This is a genomic window from Variovorax sp. Varisp53 (assembly GCF_059491555.1).
Genome location: NZ_CP168512.1, coordinates 569,055 through 586,219 on the forward strand (window position 1 = coordinate 569,055; position 17,165 = coordinate 586,219).

At 66.2% G+C, this 17,165-nt stretch carries 19 protein-coding genes; 14 read left to right on the forward strand and 5 right to left on the reverse strand.

Going from position 1 to position 17,165, the window contains the following annotated elements; translation table 11 throughout:
* Nucleotides 1-60 precede the first annotated feature (60 nt).
* The 10 genes from ACEOAB_RS02505 (at nucleotide 61) to ACEOAB_RS02550 (ending at nucleotide 8,389) form a co-directional block, all read left to right on the forward strand.
* Entirely contained in the window at nucleotides 61-780 is a 720-nt protein-coding gene (locus ACEOAB_RS02505) for a pirin family protein (RefSeq protein WP_413747841.1), read from the forward strand.
* 142 nt (nucleotides 781-922) lie between these two features.
* A complete protein-coding gene (locus ACEOAB_RS02510; RefSeq protein WP_413747840.1) occupies nucleotides 923-1,576 on the forward strand; it encodes a hydrolase in 654 nt (217 codons plus the stop codon).
* A 20-nt stretch (nucleotides 1,577-1,596) separates the two neighbouring features.
* Entirely contained in the window at nucleotides 1,597-1,890 is a 294-nt protein-coding gene (locus ACEOAB_RS02515) for a DUF1427 family protein (RefSeq protein WP_413747857.1), read from the forward strand.
* A gap of 104 nt (nucleotides 1,891-1,994) precedes the next feature.
* Nucleotides 1,995-3,884: an amidohydrolase gene (locus ACEOAB_RS02520; protein ID WP_413747839.1), complete on the forward strand. Its 1,890-nt coding sequence runs from the start codon at nucleotides 1,995-1,997 to the stop codon at nucleotides 3,882-3,884.
* On the forward strand, nucleotides 3,884-4,291 hold the full coding sequence (locus ACEOAB_RS02525; protein WP_413747838.1) for a DoxX family protein: 408 nt from the start codon (nucleotides 3,884-3,886) through the stop codon (nucleotides 4,289-4,291). The genes ACEOAB_RS02520 and ACEOAB_RS02525 overlap by 1 nt, the downstream gene beginning before the upstream one ends.
* Entirely contained in the window at nucleotides 4,284-5,885 is a 1,602-nt protein-coding gene (locus ACEOAB_RS02530) for an MFS transporter (protein WP_413747837.1), read from the forward strand. Before ACEOAB_RS02525 ends, ACEOAB_RS02530 begins: the two co-directional genes overlap by 8 nt.
* 46 nt (nucleotides 5,886-5,931) lie before the next feature.
* Nucleotides 5,932-6,480, forward strand: coding sequence for a Dps family protein (locus ACEOAB_RS02535; protein WP_413747836.1), 549 nt, complete (start codon nucleotides 5,932-5,934; stop codon nucleotides 6,478-6,480).
* Between the two features lie 57 nt (nucleotides 6,481-6,537).
* The gene (locus ACEOAB_RS02540; RefSeq protein ID WP_413747835.1) at nucleotides 6,538-7,359 is read left to right on the forward strand and encodes an alpha/beta fold hydrolase; all 822 of its coding nucleotides are present in this window, start codon (nucleotides 6,538-6,540) and stop codon (nucleotides 7,357-7,359) included.
* A gap of 83 nt (nucleotides 7,360-7,442) precedes the next feature.
* Complete coding sequence (locus ACEOAB_RS02545) at nucleotides 7,443-7,760, forward strand: GNAT family N-acetyltransferase (protein WP_413747834.1); 318 nt, start codon at nucleotides 7,443-7,445, stop codon at nucleotides 7,758-7,760.
* Between the two features lie 14 nt (nucleotides 7,761-7,774).
* Nucleotides 7,775-8,389 carry an antibiotic biosynthesis monooxygenase gene (locus ACEOAB_RS02550; RefSeq protein WP_056597684.1) on the forward strand — a complete coding sequence of 205 codons (615 nt, stop codon included), beginning with the start codon at nucleotides 7,775-7,777 and terminating at the stop codon, nucleotides 8,387-8,389.
* On the opposite strand, the gene ACEOAB_RS02555 is transcribed toward ACEOAB_RS02550, so the two are convergent.
* The 3 genes from ACEOAB_RS02555 to ACEOAB_RS02565 form a co-directional block, all read right to left on the reverse strand.
* Nucleotides 8,380-9,099 (reverse strand): DUF1275 family protein, encoded by a 720-nt coding sequence (locus ACEOAB_RS02555; protein ID WP_413747833.1) that lies wholly within the window; start codon nucleotides 9,097-9,099, stop codon nucleotides 8,380-8,382. The genes ACEOAB_RS02550 and ACEOAB_RS02555 overlap by 10 nt on opposite strands.
* A 118-nt stretch (nucleotides 9,100-9,217) precedes the next feature.
* Nucleotides 9,218-10,102, reverse strand: coding sequence for a helix-turn-helix domain-containing protein (locus ACEOAB_RS02560; protein ID WP_495653436.1), 885 nt, complete (start codon nucleotides 10,100-10,102; stop codon nucleotides 9,218-9,220).
* Nucleotides 10,103-10,399: 297 nt separating this feature from the next.
* Nucleotides 10,400-11,776 (reverse strand): MFS transporter, encoded by a 1,377-nt coding sequence (locus tag ACEOAB_RS02565; protein ID WP_056597678.1) that lies wholly within the window; start codon nucleotides 11,774-11,776, stop codon nucleotides 10,400-10,402.
* A 317-nt stretch (nucleotides 11,777-12,093) separates the two neighbouring features.
* Between ACEOAB_RS02565 and ACEOAB_RS02570 the strand changes: the two genes are divergently transcribed.
* From ACEOAB_RS02570 to ACEOAB_RS02580, 3 genes are read left to right on the forward strand one after another with little or no spacing between them, the layout of a single operon-like run.
* A complete protein-coding gene (locus tag ACEOAB_RS02570) occupies nucleotides 12,094-13,077 on the forward strand; it encodes an amidohydrolase family protein (RefSeq protein ID WP_056597677.1) in 984 nt (327 codons plus the stop codon).
* A gap of 25 nt (nucleotides 13,078-13,102) precedes the next feature.
* Nucleotides 13,103-13,972, forward strand: coding sequence for an intradiol ring-cleavage dioxygenase (locus ACEOAB_RS02575; RefSeq protein ID WP_413747856.1), 870 nt, complete (start codon nucleotides 13,103-13,105; stop codon nucleotides 13,970-13,972).
* A 4-nt stretch (nucleotides 13,973-13,976) separates the two neighbouring features.
* Nucleotides 13,977-14,291 carry a Dabb family protein gene (locus ACEOAB_RS02580; protein WP_056597674.1) on the forward strand — a complete coding sequence of 105 codons (315 nt, stop codon included), beginning with the start codon at nucleotides 13,977-13,979 and terminating at the stop codon, nucleotides 14,289-14,291.
* Here ACEOAB_RS02580 and ACEOAB_RS02585 read toward each other — a convergent pair.
* Both ACEOAB_RS02585 and ACEOAB_RS02590 read right to left on the reverse strand, forming a co-directional pair.
* Nucleotides 14,267-15,217, reverse strand: a complete 951-nt coding sequence (locus ACEOAB_RS02585; protein ID WP_413747831.1) for a LysR family transcriptional regulator — start codon at nucleotides 15,215-15,217, stop codon at nucleotides 14,267-14,269. The genes ACEOAB_RS02580 and ACEOAB_RS02585 overlap by 25 nt on opposite strands.
* 7 nt (nucleotides 15,218-15,224) lie before the next feature.
* A complete protein-coding gene (locus ACEOAB_RS02590; RefSeq protein WP_007831124.1) occupies nucleotides 15,225-15,608 on the reverse strand; it encodes a MarR family winged helix-turn-helix transcriptional regulator in 384 nt (127 codons plus the stop codon).
* A gap of 287 nt (nucleotides 15,609-15,895) precedes the next feature.
* Here ACEOAB_RS02590 and ACEOAB_RS02595 point away from each other — a divergent pair, with 287 nt between their 5' ends.
* On the forward strand, nucleotides 15,896-17,161 hold the full coding sequence (locus tag ACEOAB_RS02595; RefSeq protein WP_413747830.1) for an acyl-CoA dehydrogenase family protein: 1,266 nt from the start codon (nucleotides 15,896-15,898) through the stop codon (nucleotides 17,159-17,161).
* Nucleotides 17,162-17,165 lie beyond the last annotated feature (4 nt).

Consider the following 17,165-nt stretch of genomic DNA (forward strand, 5'->3'; position numbering starts at 1 on the left):
AAACTCCTCCGATGCCAATTATGAATTCAATCGAATTCAAGAACCGCAAAGGAATGAACCATGTTGGAAATTCGCAGTGCCGGCGACCGCGGAATCGCAGACTTCGGATGGCTGAAGTCCCGCCACACCTTTTCGTTCGGCCACTACCACGACCCGAAGCAGGAAGGCTTCTCTGACCTGCTGGTGATCAATGACGACCGCGTGACCCCCGGCCGCGGCTTCGGCACCCATCCGCACCGCGACATGGAGATCTTCTCGTACGTGCTCGACGGCGCGCTCGAGCACAAGGACTCGATGGGCACCGGCTCGGTCATCCGCCCCGGCGACGTGCAGATGATGAGCGCCGGCACCGGCGTGCGCCACAGCGAGTTCAACTCGTCGGCCACCGAGGCGCTGCACTTCCTGCAGATCTGGATCGTGCCGGCCAAGAAGGGCGTGGCACCGCGCTACCAGCAGGTGCACTTCGCGCAGGAAGAAAAACGCGGCCGCCTGCGCCTGATCATTTCGCCCGAAGGCACCGACGGCTCGCTCGCGGTGCACCAGGACGCCCGCGTCTACGCCGGGTTGTTCGACGGCGCCGAGCAGGCCTCGCTCACGCTCGATGCCGACCGCTATGCCTATGTCCATGTGGCCCGCGGCAGCGTGGCGCTCAACGGCCAGCGCTTGAACGAGGGCGACGGTGTGCGGCTGCGCGACGTGCGCCAGCTCGACCTGACCCAGGGCGAGGGCGCCGAGGTGCTGGTGTTCGACCTTCGCCCCAACGAGCTGCCCGCGTTCTGAGCCAGGCGACGGCAAATGTCCAAACCGCCTCATTAATCGACAAGACACGCACCCTCGCTCCCAACGAGGATTGCTTCACGGGTTAACCCCAGCTTTTTTCTCTCACCGATCTCTCGTCCCATCCCATTCACGGAGTTATTTCATGTCCATCAAAGCCACCCCCACCGCCGGCGCCAAGCTGCTCACCCCCAAGGACCACACGCTGGTCATGATCGACTTCCAGTCGCAGATGGCCTTCGCCACGCACTCGATCGACGCGGTCAATTTGCGCAACAACGCTGCGCTGGTGGCCAACGCGGCCGCAGGCTTCGGTGTGTCGACCATCCTCACGACGGTGGCCGAGAAGAGTTTTTCGGGCCCGATGTTCAGCGAGATCACCGACGCCTTCCCGGGCCAGAAGATGCTCGACCGCACCTCGATGAACACCTGGGAAGACGCGGCCGTGATCGACCGCGTCAACGAGATCGGCAAGAAGCGCATCGTGCTGTCCGGCCTGTGGACCGGCGTGTGCATCGTCGGCCCGGCACTGTCGGCGCTGGACCAGGGCTTCGAGGTGTTCGTGATCGCCGACGCCTGCGGCGACGTGTCTGCCGAGGCGCACAACCGCGCGATGGACCGCATGGTGCAGGCCGGCGCGCAGCCCATGACCTCGCTGCAATACCTGCTCGAGCTGCAACGCGACTGGGCCCGCACCGACACCTACGAGCTGACCACCGGCATCGCCAAGAAGTTCGGCGGCGCCTACGGCCTGGGCGTGACCTACGCCAAGACCATGTTCGGCGCGCACGAAGGCTGAATCCCGCGGTGAGCACGAAGATGAAGCCCTACGTCCTGTCGCTCGCGCTCGGCCTGCTGGTCGGCGTGATCTACGCACTGTTCCAGGTGCGCTCGCCGGCCCCGCCGGTCATCGCCCTGGTGGGGCTTCTCGGGATCCTGCTCGGCGAGCAGATCCCGCCGCTCATCAAGAGCGTGATCAAGCCCGATACCGCGGCCACCTCGTGGCTGCAGCACCAGGTCGCGCCGCATGTGTTCGGCGAGTTGCCGCAACGCGCGAAGGCCGAGCCCGCTGCCACAGCCGCCGCCGTACCGACCACACACAAAGAGTCATGAGCGATCTGTTCGACGAACAACGCCGCCGCCTGTGCCTGGGCACACTCGGTGCCGCCATTGCCGGCACGGCAATGACCCCCTCTCATGCCCAAAGGAAGTCTGACATGGCCAGTTCCTCCGCCCCCGACCTGATCCTCCACAACGGCCGCTTCACCACGCTGGACCGCGCCAACCCCGAGGCCAGCGCCGTGGCCATCAAGGACGGCCGCTTCCTGCGCGTGGGCCGCAGCGAAGACGTGCTGCCGCTGGCCGGCACCGGCACGCGCGTGGTCGACCTGCAGGGCAAGCGTGTGCTGCCGGGGCTGATCGACAACCACCTGCACATCATTCGCGGCGGGCTCAACTACAACCTCGAGCTGCGCTGGGACGGCGTGCGCAGCCTGGCCGATGCCATGGGCATGCTCAAGCGCCAGGTCGCCATCACGCCGGCGCCCCAGTGGGTGCGCGTGGTGGGCGGCTTCACCGAGCACCAGTTCGCCGAAAAGCGCCTGCCGACCATCGCCGAACTCAACGCCGTGGCGCCTGACACGCCGGTGTTCATCCTGCACCTGTACGACCGCGCGCTGCTCAACGGCGCCGCCATGCGCGCCGTGGGCTACACCAAGGACACACCCGCACCGCCCGGCGGCGAGATCGTGCGCGACAGCGCCGGCAACCCGACGGGCCTGCTGCTGGCCAAGCCCAACGCGTCCATCCTGTATGCCACGCTGGCCAAGGGCCCGAAGCTGCCGTTCGACTACCAGGTGAACTCCACGCGCCACTTCATGCGCGAGCTCAACCGCCTGGGCGTCACCGGCGCCATCGACGCGGGCGGCGGCTTCCAGAACTACCCCGAGGACTACCAGGTGATCCAGCAGCTGGCCGATGCCGGCCAGCTCACCATCCGCCTGGCCTACAACCTGTTCACGCAGAAGCCCAAGCAGGAAAAGCAGGACTTCCTGAACTGGACCTCCACCTCCAAATACAAGCAGGGCGACGACTACTTCCGCCACAACGGCGCGGGCGAAATGCTCGTGTTCTCGGCCGCCGATTTCGAGGACTTCCGCCAGCCGCGCCCCGACATGGCGCCCGAAATGGAAGGCGAGCTGGAAGAAGTGGTGCGCGTGCTCGCGCAGAACCGCTGGCCCTGGCGCCTGCATGCCACCTACGACGAAACCATCGACCGCGCGCTCGACGTGTTCGAGAAGGTCAACCGCGACACGCCGCTGGCTGGCCTGAACTGGTTCTTCGACCACTGCGAGACCATCTCCGAGAAGTCGATCGACCGCATCGCGGCGCTCGGCGGCGGCATTGCCGTGCAGCACCGCATGGCCTACCAGGGCGAGTACTTCGTCGAGCGCTACGGTGCCGGCGCGGCCGAGGCCACGCCGCCCGTGAAGCGCATGCTCGAGAAAGGCGTGAACGTGTCCGCCGGCACCGACGCCACGCGCGTCGCGTCGTACAACCCATGGGTGTCGCTGTCGTGGCTCGTCACCGGCAAGACCGTGGGCGGCATGCAGCTCACGCCGCAGCGCAACTGCATCGACCGCGAGACGGCGCTGCGCATGTGGACCGAGAAGGTCACCTGGTTCTCCAACGAGGTCGGCAAGAAGGGTCGCATCGAGGCCGGCCAGCTGGCCGACCTGGTGGTGCCCGACCGCGACTTCTTCGCCTGCGCCGAATCGGACATCGCCGGCACCACCGCGCTGCTGACGATGGTGGGCGGCAAGGTGGTCTACGGCGCCGGTCCGTTCGCGCCGCTGGACGAAGGCACGCCGCCGCCGGCCATGCCCGACTGGTCGCCCGCGCGCACCTTCGGTGGCTACGCGGGCTGGGGCGACAAGGAAGGGCGCCCCTTGCAGCAGACGATCCGCCGCATGGCGGCGGATTGCGCCTGCGCCAACGACTGCAACGTGCACGGCCACCAGCACGCCACGGCCTGGAGCAGCAAGCTGCCCATTGCCGACCTGAAGAGCTTCTGGGGCGCGCTGGGCTGCGCCTGCTGGGCGGTGTGATGAAGACGATGCATTGGCAACCTTCACCTGTGCTGCGCTGGATCGCGCTGCTGCTGCTGTGCGCGGCCTACCTGCAGGGCGGCTTCAACAAGGCGATGGACTTCGGCTCGGCCGTCGCCGAGATGAACCACTTCGGCGTGTCACCCGCGGCACCGATGGCGGCCGCCGTCATCGTGCTGGAGCTGGGCGCCTCGGCGCTCATCCTCACGGGCTTCTACCGTTGGCTGGGCGCCGTGGCGCTGGCCGCGTTCACGCTGTTCGCCACCTTCGTGGCGCTGCGCTTCTGGCAGATGCCGGTGGGCCAGGAACGCTTCATGGCCGCCAACTCGTTCTTCGAACACCTTGGACTGGTTGGCGGCTTCCTGCTGGTGGCCTGGCACGACCTGCAGGGACGCAAGAATGACTGAGGCCGTCAAAGCCGCGCAGCCAGCCGGTGGTGGCGGTGGCAGCTTCGCGCCGCTGCGCCAGCCCGTCTTCGCCGTGCTGTGGACCGCCACCGTGCTCGGCAACATTGGCAGCTTCATGCGCGACGTGGCGAGTTCGTGGCTGGTGACCGACCTGTCGGCCAGCCCGACGGCCGTGGCGCTGATCCAGACCGCGGCCACGCTGCCGATCTTCCTGCTCGCAATTCCGGCGGGCGTGCTGTCGGACATCCTCGACCGCCGGCGCTTCCTGATCTTCGTGCAGCTGGTGCTGGCCAGCGTGAGCAGTACGTTGCTGGTGCTTTCGCACACAGGCGCACTCACCGTCGAGTACCTGATTGCGCTGACCTTCGTCGGCGGCATCGGCGCGGCGCTGATGGGGCCGACCTGGCAGTCGATCGTGCCGGAGCTGGTGCCCAGATCCGACCTGAAGAGCGCGGTGGCGCTGAACTCGCTGGGCATCAACATCGCGCGTTCCATCGGCCCTGCGGCGGGCGGCCTGATCCTCGCGAGCTTCGGTGCGGCCCTGACCTACGGCGCCGACGTGCTGAGCTACGTGTTCGTCATTGCCGCGCTGATCTGGTGGAAGCGCCCGGCCGCGGTCGACAGCGGCCTGTCGGAGAACTTCCTGGGCGCCTTCCGTGCCGGCCTGCGCTACACGCGCGCCAGCAAGGAACTGCACCGCGTGCTGTTGCGCGCGGCCGTGTTCTTCCTGTTCGCGAGTTCGGTGTGGGCGCTGCTGCCGCTGGTGGCGCGCCAGATGCTGGGCGGCACCGCCGGTTTCTACGGCGTGCTGCTGGGCGCCGTCGGCGCGGGCGCCATTGCCGGTGCGCTGGTCATGCCGCGGCTGCGCCAGCGGCTCGATGCCGACGGCCTCGTGCTGCTGGCCTCGGTGATTACCGCCGCCGTGATGGGCGCGCTCGTGTTCGCACCGCCGAAGTGGCTGGCCATCGTGCTGCTGTTGCTGCTGGGTCTGGGCTGGATCATTGCGCTGACCACGCTCAACGGCGTGGCGCAGGCCATCCTGCCGAACTGGGTGCGCGGCCGCGGGCTGGCGGTGTACCTCACCGTGTTCAACGGCGCCATGGCGGCCGGCAGCCTCGGCTGGGGCCTGGTTGCACAGGAAATTGGCGTGCCCTACACGCTGGTGGCCGGCGCCATCGGCCTGGTGATCGTGGCCGTGCTGTTCCACCGTGCGCGGCTGCCCAAGGGCGAGTCGGACCTGCAGGCTTCCAACCATTGGCCCGAACCGCTGGTGGCCGAGCCCATTGCGCACGACCGTGGCCCGGTGATGATCCAGGTCGAGTACCGCATCCGCAAGGAAGACCGCCCGGCCTTCCTCGACGCGATGAAGCGCCTCTCGCTGGAGCGCCGCCGCGATGGGGCCTACGCATGGGGCGTGACCGAGCACACCGGCGACACCGAGCGCGTGATGGAGTGGTTCCTCGTCGAGTCGTGGGCCGAGCACCTGCGCCAGCATCACCGCGTGTCGCACGCCGACGCCGACTTGCAGAGCGAGGCCGTGCGCTTTCACATCGGGCCGGACAAGCCCGCGGTGCATCACTTTCTTTCTCTTTGACGACAGACGGCATTTGGCCGACAACCCGGGCGAACCAAGGAAACACATGGCTACTTCAAAATCTACCAAGGCCGTCAAGGCCCTGGCCAGCAGCACCAAGGCGCGCCGCGTCGCATCGCTGCACACCCCGAGCGACCTGGGCGCCGACGCCACGCGCGACATTTCCGCGGCGCTCAACGTGCTGCTGGCCGATGTGTTCGCGCTGTACTTCAAGACGAAGAACTTCCACTGGCACATGTCGGGCCCGTCGTTCCGCGACTACCACCTGCTGCTGGATGAGCAGGCTGACCAGATCTTCGCCACGGTCGACCCCATTGCCGAGCGCGTGCGCAAGGTGGGCGGCACCACGCTGCGCTCCACCGGCCACGCTGCCCGCCTGCAGCGCCTGTCGGACAACGATGCCGACTTCGTGACCCCCATCGACATGCTGGCCGAGCTGCGCGAGGACAACCAGCGCCTGGCCGGCTTCATGCGTGCCACGCACACGGTGTGCGACGAGTACGGCGACGTGGCCACGGCCAGCGTGCTGGAGAACTGGATCGACGAGGCCGAGCAGCGCACGTGGTTCCTGTTCGAGTCCGTGCGCCAAGGCTGAGCGCACCCGCCTTCCTGCATTCTTTTTCCCCTTCACACCATTCCGAAAAGGAAGACCATGACCACACTCACCCTGCGCGACGGCACCGAGCTCTACTACAAGGACTGGGGCTCGGGCCAGCCCATCCTGTTCAGCCACGGCTGGCCCCTGAGCGCCGACATGTGGGACGCGCAGATGCTGTTCTTCGCCGAACGCGGCTACCGCGCGATCGCGTTCGACCGCCGCGGCTTCGGCCGTTCGAGCCAGCCCTGGACCGGCTACGACTACGACACCTTCGCCGACGACATCGCCGAGCTGATCGAGAAGCTCGACCTGAAGAACGTGATCCTCGCGGGCTTCTCCATGGGCGGCGGCGACGTCACGCGCTACATCGCGCGCAAGGGCAGCTCGCGCGTCGCCAAGCTCGCGCTCATCAGCGCCGTGACGCCGCTGTTCATGAAGACGGCCGACCACCCCGGGGGCCCCGATGCGTCGCTGTTCGCCAGCATCCGCGCCGGCCTGGCCGCCGACCGCCCGCAGTTCCTGGACGACTTCAGCACGCTGTTCTACGGCACCAACCGCCCGGGCGCCAAGGTGTCGCAGGGCGTGTTCAAGCAGACGCTGCAGATCGCGCTGCAGGCCTCCATCAAGGCCACCATCGACTGCGTGACGGCCTTCTCCGAAACCGACTTCCGCCCCGACATGGCGAAGATCGACGTGCCCACGCTCGTGATCCATGGCGACGACGACCAGGTCGTGCCCATCGAGGCCACGGGCAAGCTGGCGGCCGAGATGATCAAGGGCAGCCAGTTCAAGGCGTACGCCGGCGCGCCGCACGCCACCTGCAACACGCATGCCGACCAGGTGAACGCCGACCTGCTGGCTTTCATCAAGGGCTGATGCCGCCACCGCCCCGGCAGGGCGCTTGTAGCCACTTGCCGGGGCGGTGCTTCGTGCGCGCCCGGCACATTCAAGAATTTCTTATGACCACTCCTCCTTCTTCCATCCAGGTCCGCGACAACCCCGCAAAGCACCGCTTCGAATACGAGGCTCAGGGTGAGCGTGCCGTCGCAATCTATTCGCTCGAAGGCAACGTCATCACCTTCATCCACACGCTGGTGCCCGAAGCCCTGCAAGGCCAGGGCATCGCGAAGCAGCTGGTGCTGGCCGGCCTCGCTTCGGCGCGCGAGCGCGGGCTGCGCGTGGTGCCGCAATGCCCCGTGTTCAACGCCTACATGCGGTCGCACCCCGAGACGCACGACCTGCTGGCCGACGAAGGCCGCAAGCTGATCGGCCTCTGAGAAAGGCACCGCGCATGACCGCCGACGACCGCCAACCCGGGTTGCGCACCGCCACGCTGGACGAGATTGCCGGGCGCGTGCTGCCGGGTGCCGAAACCGTCACCGCCGTCATCCAGCAGACGGTGAAGCGCGAGTCCGTGGCCGCCTACGAGCAATGGCTGAAGAAGGTGGTGCCGATCGCCTCGCGCTTTCCCGGGCACCGCGGCGTCAACATCATCCATCCCGCCGGCGGCGGCCTGCAGTACACCATCGCCATCCGCTTCGATTCGCTCGCGCATGCGCAGGACTGGTTCGCCTCCGTCGCGCGCCGCCAGCTGGTGGAAGAGGTGGCGCCGTTCCTTGACGCCGACGAGAAGGTGGAAACGCGCAGCGGGCTCGAGTTCTGGTTCCATCCGCCCGCAGGGCAGCCTCCGGCCAAGCGCTACAAGCAGTTCCTGTTGACGCTGTCGGTGATCTATCCGCTGACCATGCTGGTGCCGGCGGTGCTGCACCGGCTGCTGGCCTCGGTGCCCGTGCTGTCCGCCTACTGGCTGGCGCACTTGTTGGCCGCGGCGACCATCGTCGGGCTGATGGTGTACCTCGTGATGCCGAGGTACACGCGCCTGATGGCGCGCTGGCTCTACAGGTGAGGCGCAGCTGACGCGGCTGACACCGGTGCAGGATCGCCCTCGTGCGTGCTGCGCTGGAGCACCACGGCGCAGGCGGCCAGCACCGGCGGCACGGCAAAGCACCATACGTTCCACTGCAGGTAGATGAGCGCCGCCGCCGCGCAGCCGGCGGCGAACCAGACCACCGCGGCCGACATGCGCCGCATGCGCGCGCGGGCGGCGGCCGCTTCTTCGGGCGCCTGCTTGCCGCGCATCAGGTCGGCGAGATCGACCATGACCTGCGTCGTCGTGCCGGTCATCAGCGTGGTCGGCGGTGCGCTGCCCAGGTGGATGCGGTGCACCGCGTTCTGGATCGCCATGGCCGACACCAGCACCAGGCCCGTGAGCATCGCGCTTGCGCTGTCGCCATCGGCGAAGGGGCCGAAGCGGATGGCCAGGATGCCGCCCGCCAGCAGCAGTGCGGCCTTGAGCACCAGCATCGTGCGCAGCACCGGCAGGCCGAGGCCGGGAAGGCCATAGCTCAACAACCGTGCGAGCACGACCACGATGCAGAACACCGGCAGCGCAAGCAGCTTGGTGATCGTGCCCGAGGTGCCATGCACCAGCGCCGCGCCGATGGTGACGAAGTTGCCGGTGACGTGCGCGGTGAACAGGCCATGCAGCGCGAGGAAGCCGGCGGTGTCGACGAAGCCGCCGTTGAGGCTCATGAGCTGCGGCAGGGAGGGTTTCATGGTGGTTCCTTCGATGGGGAGCCCATGGTGCGCGCGGCGGCGCGCGCCGTCTTGCAGGGTTGGACGCGGCTTTGCATATTCGGACGCAATCCGTATCGGCGTGCGCACCCGGATCTTTTCACATGCCGATTCGGATCTCTCTGCGCCAGGCGCCTGGCGGCTTGCCGGTGTACTGGGAAAAGACGCGTGTGAAGTGGCTCTGGTCCGCGAAGCCGCAGGCCGTCGCAACCTCCACCAGCGGTCGTTCGAAGTCCATCAGCAGCGCTTGCGCACGTTCGATCCGCTGCGCAATCAGCCATTGGTGCGGCGTCTGCCCGGTGGTTTCGCGAAAGGCGTGGATGAAATAGCTGCGCGACAGGTTGCAGGCGTCGGCGATCTCTGCAATCGAGATGTCGCCATTCATCTTGCTGCGCAGCATCTCCTTGACCCGCGCCTCGTGCGAACGCGAAAGCAGCCGGTTCGTCCGGGACCGGGTTGCCGTGGCTCCGCGGCCGTAGTTGTCGACCAGGTAGCTCGTCATCGCGACGCCGATCTGGTCGATGAACAGCTGGCTGACTTCGGCAGGGCGTTCGAGCGCAGGGGTCAGCGCGCTCGCGAGGTGGGCGAGCACGTCGTCCCTGGCGCCCGCAACATCGACGAGGCCGCCGACGCGGGGCCCCTGCTTTTCGTCGATGGCGCGTTCCAGGGCCGGATGCGAGATCTCGAGCAGCACGAAGTCGAAGCCGCTTTGCATGTCCGCGCGGTAGCGGTCGCAAAAATCACGGACATAGATCGAGCCCTTGCCGAAGTCATGGCACGACGCATGGTGCTCATGGAGGATTCGCCTGCGGTGACCGTCGCGCAACGAGACGCCGAGCAGCACTCCGCGTGCGCTTGGCTCTGTTTCCACGTAGTGGAGCTCATTGGCGTTCACGGTCTTGCGGTAGATCCGCAAGCCGTTGGCCGAGAGTGCCTGGTCTTTCTGGAGATGACCGAGCGTGCATCCCAGCATGTCTTTGGGCATGGGCCCTGCCGCCCGCTGGGGGAGGCCACTTCGTGCCTCGAGGAGACCGCTTTCAGCGCGCATGGATGGAAGAGAGCGGAGATTGAAATAGCCGAGTATCCGATCGGCGGCGCTGCGGCCGATCACGGATGGGAATTTTGCACACTTTCCTTGTGAAGTGTCGTGCGGAATCGAGCGAACACGCGAATTTTCAGGTATGGCGCCGGCGGTGCCCGTTTTTGGACAATGACCGCACCATGAAAAAAGCGGCCTTGTCAGGCCGCCCGGAAAAGGTGCAGGAGCAGATCGCCTTGTCGCTCACGAACCGACCAATTGCTGGCCGTCGTTCCCCGGCTCGGCTCGAGGCCGGTCGGCATCGACCATCTGCGCAGACGCGGACCGGCCGTGATTGATCAGAAGAACCGCAACCATGCCGATCACGGCCGGAATCGCGATCGCCATGAAGTTCTGCTGCAGCGGCAGGTTCATGCCCACGAGCACGCCGATCAGGATGGGAGCCAGGATCGCGCCGCTGCGCCCGATTCCCAGTGCCCACCCGAGACCCGTGGCGCGCACTGCCATCGGATAGAACTGGCCGGTGTATGCGTTGGCCACGATCTGCGTGCCGATGGTCGACGCACCGGCCAGGCCGATGAGGACGAACAGCACCGGCGTCGGCATCTTGTAGCCAAGCAGCGTGAGCGAAATCGCGGCCAGCGCATACATGCCTGCCAGCACGTACTTGATGTGGAAGCGGTCCGCGAGCCAGCCGCCGCCGATTGCGCCGACCATTGCGCCCGCGTTGAGCACCAGCACGAACGTCAATGCCGAACCGAGGCTGTAGCCCGCACCGGCCATGAGCTTCGTCAGCCATGAACTCAGCGCGAACACCATGAAAAGGCACATGAAGAATGCAAGCCAGAACATGACGGTGCTGAAGCCGCGGCCCTCCTGGAAGAGGTGCCTGATCGGTGCGCCGGCCGCCCGGTCGGCGGGCGGCACGACGAAGCGGTCGGTTGCCAGCGGCTTGTAGTCCGGGTCGAGCCTGGAGGCGATCTTCTTCAGCTCTTCGGTTCGTCCCCGGGCCAGCAGGAACGGCATCGATTCCGGCATGTACTTCAGGATGAAGGGGATCAGAACCAGCGGCATGCCCGCCGCGAAGAACACCGACTGCCAGCCGTAGGTTTCGATCAGGCCCTTGCCGAGCAGCGCGGCGATGATCCCGCCGACGGCATAGCCGCTGAACATCAGCGTGACGAGGGTTGCGCGCAACTTCTTCGGCGAGTATTCGGTCATCTGCGCAACGACGTTCGGCATGACCCCGCCGATGCCCAGCCCCGCGAGGAAGCGGACCACGCCGAAGGTGACGGGGTCCTTGGCGAACCCGGCTGCTGCGGTGAACACGCTGAACAGGCCCACGCAGATGACGATCGCCCATCGACGGCCGATCCTGTCGGCGATGGTGCCGAGAAAGATGGCGCCGAACATCATGCCGAAGAGTGCCGAGCTGACCATGAATCCGGCGTTGGTGGGCTGGACGCCCATGTTGGCCATGATCGAAGGCAGCGCGATGCCGACCACGGAGAGGTCGTAGCCATCGAACACGATGATCAGGGCGCACCAGAACAGCACGAGGCCGTGGAAGCGGTTGAAGCGGGTTTCGTCGGCCAGCTTGTGAAGGTCGATCTGACGCATGACTCGTGTCTCCGAGTTGATGGAAAAAGGGTGCGTCAGCGCCTTGTCGGCGGGCGAACGTTGACGGCGTTCGCATGGTGGATTGCGGGCGCGCGAAGGTCCAACGCATTTTCAGGATGTTCTCTATGAAGCCTGGAAATGTTGGGGCGGGTCTACCCACAAGCTGCCCTTCATGCGAAATCCAGATGTGCGCCATCACCGAATTTCGTTCGACGCTGCAACGAGGCTTTCGTAAATTGACCTGCAAGGCAAGCGCCGCTGTTGGCGCTGCCGCGAATCAACACCTGCGGACCGTGCCCGCAAAAAAGGAAACAGCCATGCAAGGAAAGATCGGCCTCGAGGAACACTTTGCGCTTCCCGAGACGCTGCAGGACTCGGCCGGCTTCGTGCCTGGGGATTACTGGAAGGAACTCAGCAGCCGTCTCATCGACATTCATGAAGGGCGCTTGCGCCAGATGGATGAAAACGGCATGGAGATGATGATTCTTTCGCTCAACGCGCCTGCCGTTCAGGCGGTTCCCGATCCGGTCAAGGCCTATGAACTCTCTGTCCGCGCCAACGATTTCCTGGCGGAGCAGGTCGCGAAGCGGCCCGACCGCTTCCAGGCATTCGCCGCCTTGCCGATGCAGGACCCCGACAAGGCGACCGAGGAGCTCGAGCGCTGCATGACCGTGCTTGGTTTCCGTGGCGCGCTGGTCAACGGGTTCTCGCAGGTCGGCACGCCCGACAACGCCGTCTACTACGACGCGCCGCAGTACGCGTCCTTCTGGGCCGCGGCGGAGCGGCTCGATGCGCCGTTCTATCTGCATCCGCGCAACCCGCTCGCGAGCTGGGCCCAGATCTACGAAGGCCACCCCTGGCTGCTCGGGCCCACGTGGGCCTTTGCACAGGAAACCGCCGTCCATGCCCTGCGCCTCATGGCCAGCGGCCTCTTCGACCGGCATCCCGGCCTGAAGATCATTCTTGGCCATCTCGGCGAAGGACTCCCGTACAACATGTGGCGGGTCGACCACCGCAATGCCTGGGTCAAGGCGCCCAAAGGCTATCCCGCCAAGCGCAAGCTGTGCGAGTACTTCCACGAGAACTTCTATCTCACGACGTCCGGCAACTTCCGCACCCAGACGCTGATCGACGCGATGCTGGAAGTCGGCTCGGACCGGATCCTGTTCTCGACCGACTGGCCCTTCGAGAACGTGGACCACGCGTCGAACTGGTTCAACGATACGAGCATCAGCGAAGCCGACAGGCTGAAGATCGGCCGCACGAACGCACTGTCGCTGTTCAAGCTGAAGCAATCCTGAGGTGCCGGCGCGGCGAGAAGACCAGATGATCGACATCGACGAATGGACCATCACCAGCGCAACGCTGAAGGCGCAGGGCGGAACCGCCGACGCGCGCCTGAAGACGGTGATGGACAGCCTTGTGCGCCATCTGCACGATTTCGCACGCGAGGTACAGCTCACCGAAGCCGAGTGGTCCCATGGCATCGACTTCCTCACGCGCGTCGGCAGGATCACCGACGACAAGCGCCAGGAGTTCATCCTGCTGTCGGATGTGCTCGGGCTTTCGACGCTCGTTACCGCGCAGTGCAACCGGCGTCCGACGGGCTGCACCGAGGCGACCGTCTTCGGTCCCTTCTATGTTCCCGACGCGCCGAAGTACCAGAACGGCGACGACATCTCCAACGGCGCGCACGGCATGCCCTGCCTCGTGCGGGGCAGCGTGCGGGGCATCCAGGGCGAGCGCATCGCCGATGCGCGGATCGACGTCTGGCAGTCCGACGACGAAGGCTTCTACGACGTCCAGCGCCCCGAACTGGGCAGTGCCCAAGGCCGTGGCCAGCTCAGCACGCGCGAGGACGGCCGCTTCGATTTCAGGTCCATCGTGGCCGTGCCGTATCCCATCCCCCACGACGGCCCCGTGGGGCAGCTGCTGGAGCACCTCGGCCGCCATCCCTGGCGTCCTGCCCACCTGCACTTCATGATCCAGGCGCCGGGGTACGAGACGCTCATCACCCACGTATTCCGCTCGGGCGGCGCGTACCTGGATTCCGATGCCGTGTTCGGCGTGCGCTCTTCGCTCATCGCCGACTGGAAGCGCCATGAGCCCGGCGTCGCGCCGGACGGAACGCGCATGGACGAACCCTTTTACACACTCGACCACGACTTCGTGCTGAACAAGGCGCCGCGGGACTGAAGACATGGAAATCAAGCACATCGTCATGTGGCGCGTCGCCGGTGCCTCGGCCGCGGAACGAAGCGCGAACTGCATCGCGGTGCGCGATGCGTTCGAAGGGCTGCGCGGCCGCATCCCGGGGCTCCTGGAGCTGGAAGTCGGGATCGATACGAGCCGCATCGACTACGCCTGCGACGTGGTGCTCTGCACGCGCTTTCGCGATGCGCGCAGCCTCGAAGACTATGCAACCCATCCCGAGCACCTTCGCGTGAAGCGCGAACTCGGCAGCATCCGCACCGAGCGCCATCAGGTCGACTACGCCTGCTTGCCGGCGCCCTGATGCCGCTGCGAGCGCTCGTGGAACAGGCCGAATATCAGCTCGCGCAGCCAGCGATTGCCGCTGTCCTGGTGAAATCGCTCGTGCCACTGCTGCCGGATCTCGAAGGGCACGACCTCGAACGGCGCATTGACGATGTGCAGGTCCGTGCGCGACGCCACCATCGCCTGGGCGAGGCGCGCCGGTGCCGTCAGCAGCAGTCCCGACGAGGCGACGATCGACGACAGGCCCAGTGAATGGGCGGCCGTCAGGATCACGCGCCGTCGATCGAGCGCGCCGGCTCGTTCCAGCGTCTGCTGCAATTGAAAGTCGGTCGTTCCATGGGGGCGGTATGCGATGTGTTCGGCCGCAAGGTACTCGTCGAGACCGATGCTGTCGCGCCCGCCCAGGGGCGAGGCTCTGGACGTGAGCACGACGAAGGTCTCGTCGAACAGCCGCTGCTGATAGAACGACGGCCCTATGGGCTCCCAGCTGCCCAGGGCGATGTCGATCTGCCCGTGGAGCATGCGCTGGCGCGCCTCGGCAATGGGCACATCGACGGTTTCGAATCGCACCCCGGGCGCAATGCCGCGCGCGACCAGGAGCAGCTCCGACATCATGACCAGCTGCCCGATGTCGTTGACGGCGATCCGGAACGTGCGGCCTGATGTCTGCGCCTCGAAGGTCCTGCCTTGATCGACCGCCTGCATCAGGCAGGCGAGCCCTTCCTCGATCGGGGTGATGAGCCGCTCGGCGACCGGCGTCGGGACCATGCCGTCGGTCGAGCGCACGAACAGCGCGTCGTTGAAGCGCTCGCGCAGGCGCTTCAGGGCATTGCTCATCGCCGACTGGGTCATGCCGAGGCGCTCGCCCGCCAGCGTGACGCTGCGCGTGGCGTAGATCGCCTGGAACGCCAGGAAGAGGTTCAGATCGATGGTGTTGATGTTCACCGCGGCATCACTCGTTGTCGAGCACTTCCAGGTTGTCGTAGACCATGCGAAGCATGTCCCTCAGCGACTCGGCCTGCGCGAAGCTCAGCCCTGACAACGACACCCGCTCGTAGAGCTGTGCCAGGGGAATGATCCGCAGCGCGAGGTCGCGCCCCGCGTCGGTCAGGCTCAGGGCGAGCGCTCGGGCGTCTTCGTCCGACCGGTCGCGCACCAGGATGCCGCGCTGCAGCAGCCCGTCGACCACCCGCGAAAGCGTGGAGGGCTCCGTCGAGGTGTGCAGCGCCAGGTCGGACAGCCGCTGATGCGCCGCGTGGTGCAGCGCGACGCACACCCGCCACTCGGTCAGCGAGAGGTTGAACTGCTTGAGCTCCCTGCTGAACGATTGCCCCATTCTTGTTCCTGCACGCGCAAGCAGGTAGGGGATTGCGCGCTCCAGGTCGTGTTGAGGCGATTTATCTGTAAATGCATTCAATTCACGAACCAATTCCGCCGACGGACCGGGCCGTTCGGAGGAAGAGGTCGAGGAGGGTTTTCTCTTTGCCATGGCCGATCTTACAAACAATCGTGGGCGCCTTCATAGCGTTAATACCTAGGTTTATTTGATTGCATTTGCAAATGTTTTCTTCTCCAATCAAGGCTCCAACCCCGAGATCCATCCGACCCTTCCTGGAGACCCCCATGACAGATGCCGCGAACCCGTTTGCCCAACTCAATCACGTCGACCTCCCGGCCCCCGGCAGGAAATCGCCGGTGAAAGACGCGCCTCCGCTCGAATCGATAGTTGCATCCGCAAGCGAATTGGTGCCGATGCTTCGGTCCCGGGCGCAGCGCACCGAGCAGGATCGGCGTGTGTCCGACGAAACCACGCGTGCCTTCCACGATGCGGGCTTCTTCAAGCTGATGCAGCCGGCGCGCTACGGCGGCTTCGAATACGGATTCACCGCCTTCATCGATGTGGTGAGCGAACTGGCGCGGGGCTGCACCTCGTCGGCTTGGGGCTGCTCGCTGGGAGCCATCCACCAGTGGCTCGTCGCGACCTTCCCCGAGGAGGCGCAGGACGACGTGTGGCGCAGGGACCCCGGCGCGATCGTCTGCGGTTCGTACGCGCCGGCGACGATGGCCGAGAAGGTCGATGGCGGCTACCTCGTGCAAGGCAAGTGGCTCTTCGCGTCCAACGTGGACAACTCCCAGTGGGCCTTGCTGGGCGTGCAGTTTCCGCCCGAGGAAAAAGGTGCGCCGCCGACCGCGGGCTTCCTGCTCGCTCCTCGATCAGACTGGTCGATCGAGGACAACTGGCACGTCGCCGGCCAGGCGGGCACGGGCTCGAAGGCGGTCGTCATCGACAAGCCCACCTTCATCCCCGGGCACCGCAAGCTCACGTTCGCCGAGGCCTCCTCGAACTGCCCGCCGGGCGCCAAGGTCAATGCGAATCCGATCTACCGCATTCCCTTTCTCTCGGCGGTGCCGGTCTGCCTCGTGTCGCCCATCCTCGGCACCGCTCAGGGCGCGGTCGACGAGCTGATCGAGCTGGCCGGCTCGCGTGTCACACGTGGCGCCGTGGCCGGCGCAGGCAGCAGGCTGAGCGAGTTCTTCCCTGTGCAGTCCCGCCTCGCCGAAGCGTCGGCAAGCGTCGATGCGGCGCGCCTGCTGCTCTACCGCGACACCGCGCAGGTGGAGCAGATGGCGCTCGACGGCCATGTCATCAGCGTCGAGCAGCGCATCCGCAATCGCCGCGACCATGCCTTCGCCGCGCGGCTGTCGCGCGATGCCGTCGAGGCGGTGTTCGCCAGCGTGGGAGGCGCAGGCCTGTCGCTGAACCAGCCGATCCAGCGGATGTGGCGCGATGCCAATGCCATCTCGCGCCACATCAGCCTCAACTGGGACGCGGTCTCCTCCATGGTGGGGCAGTACCTGCTCGGCCTCGAGCCGAAGGGCCAGTACTGAGCGA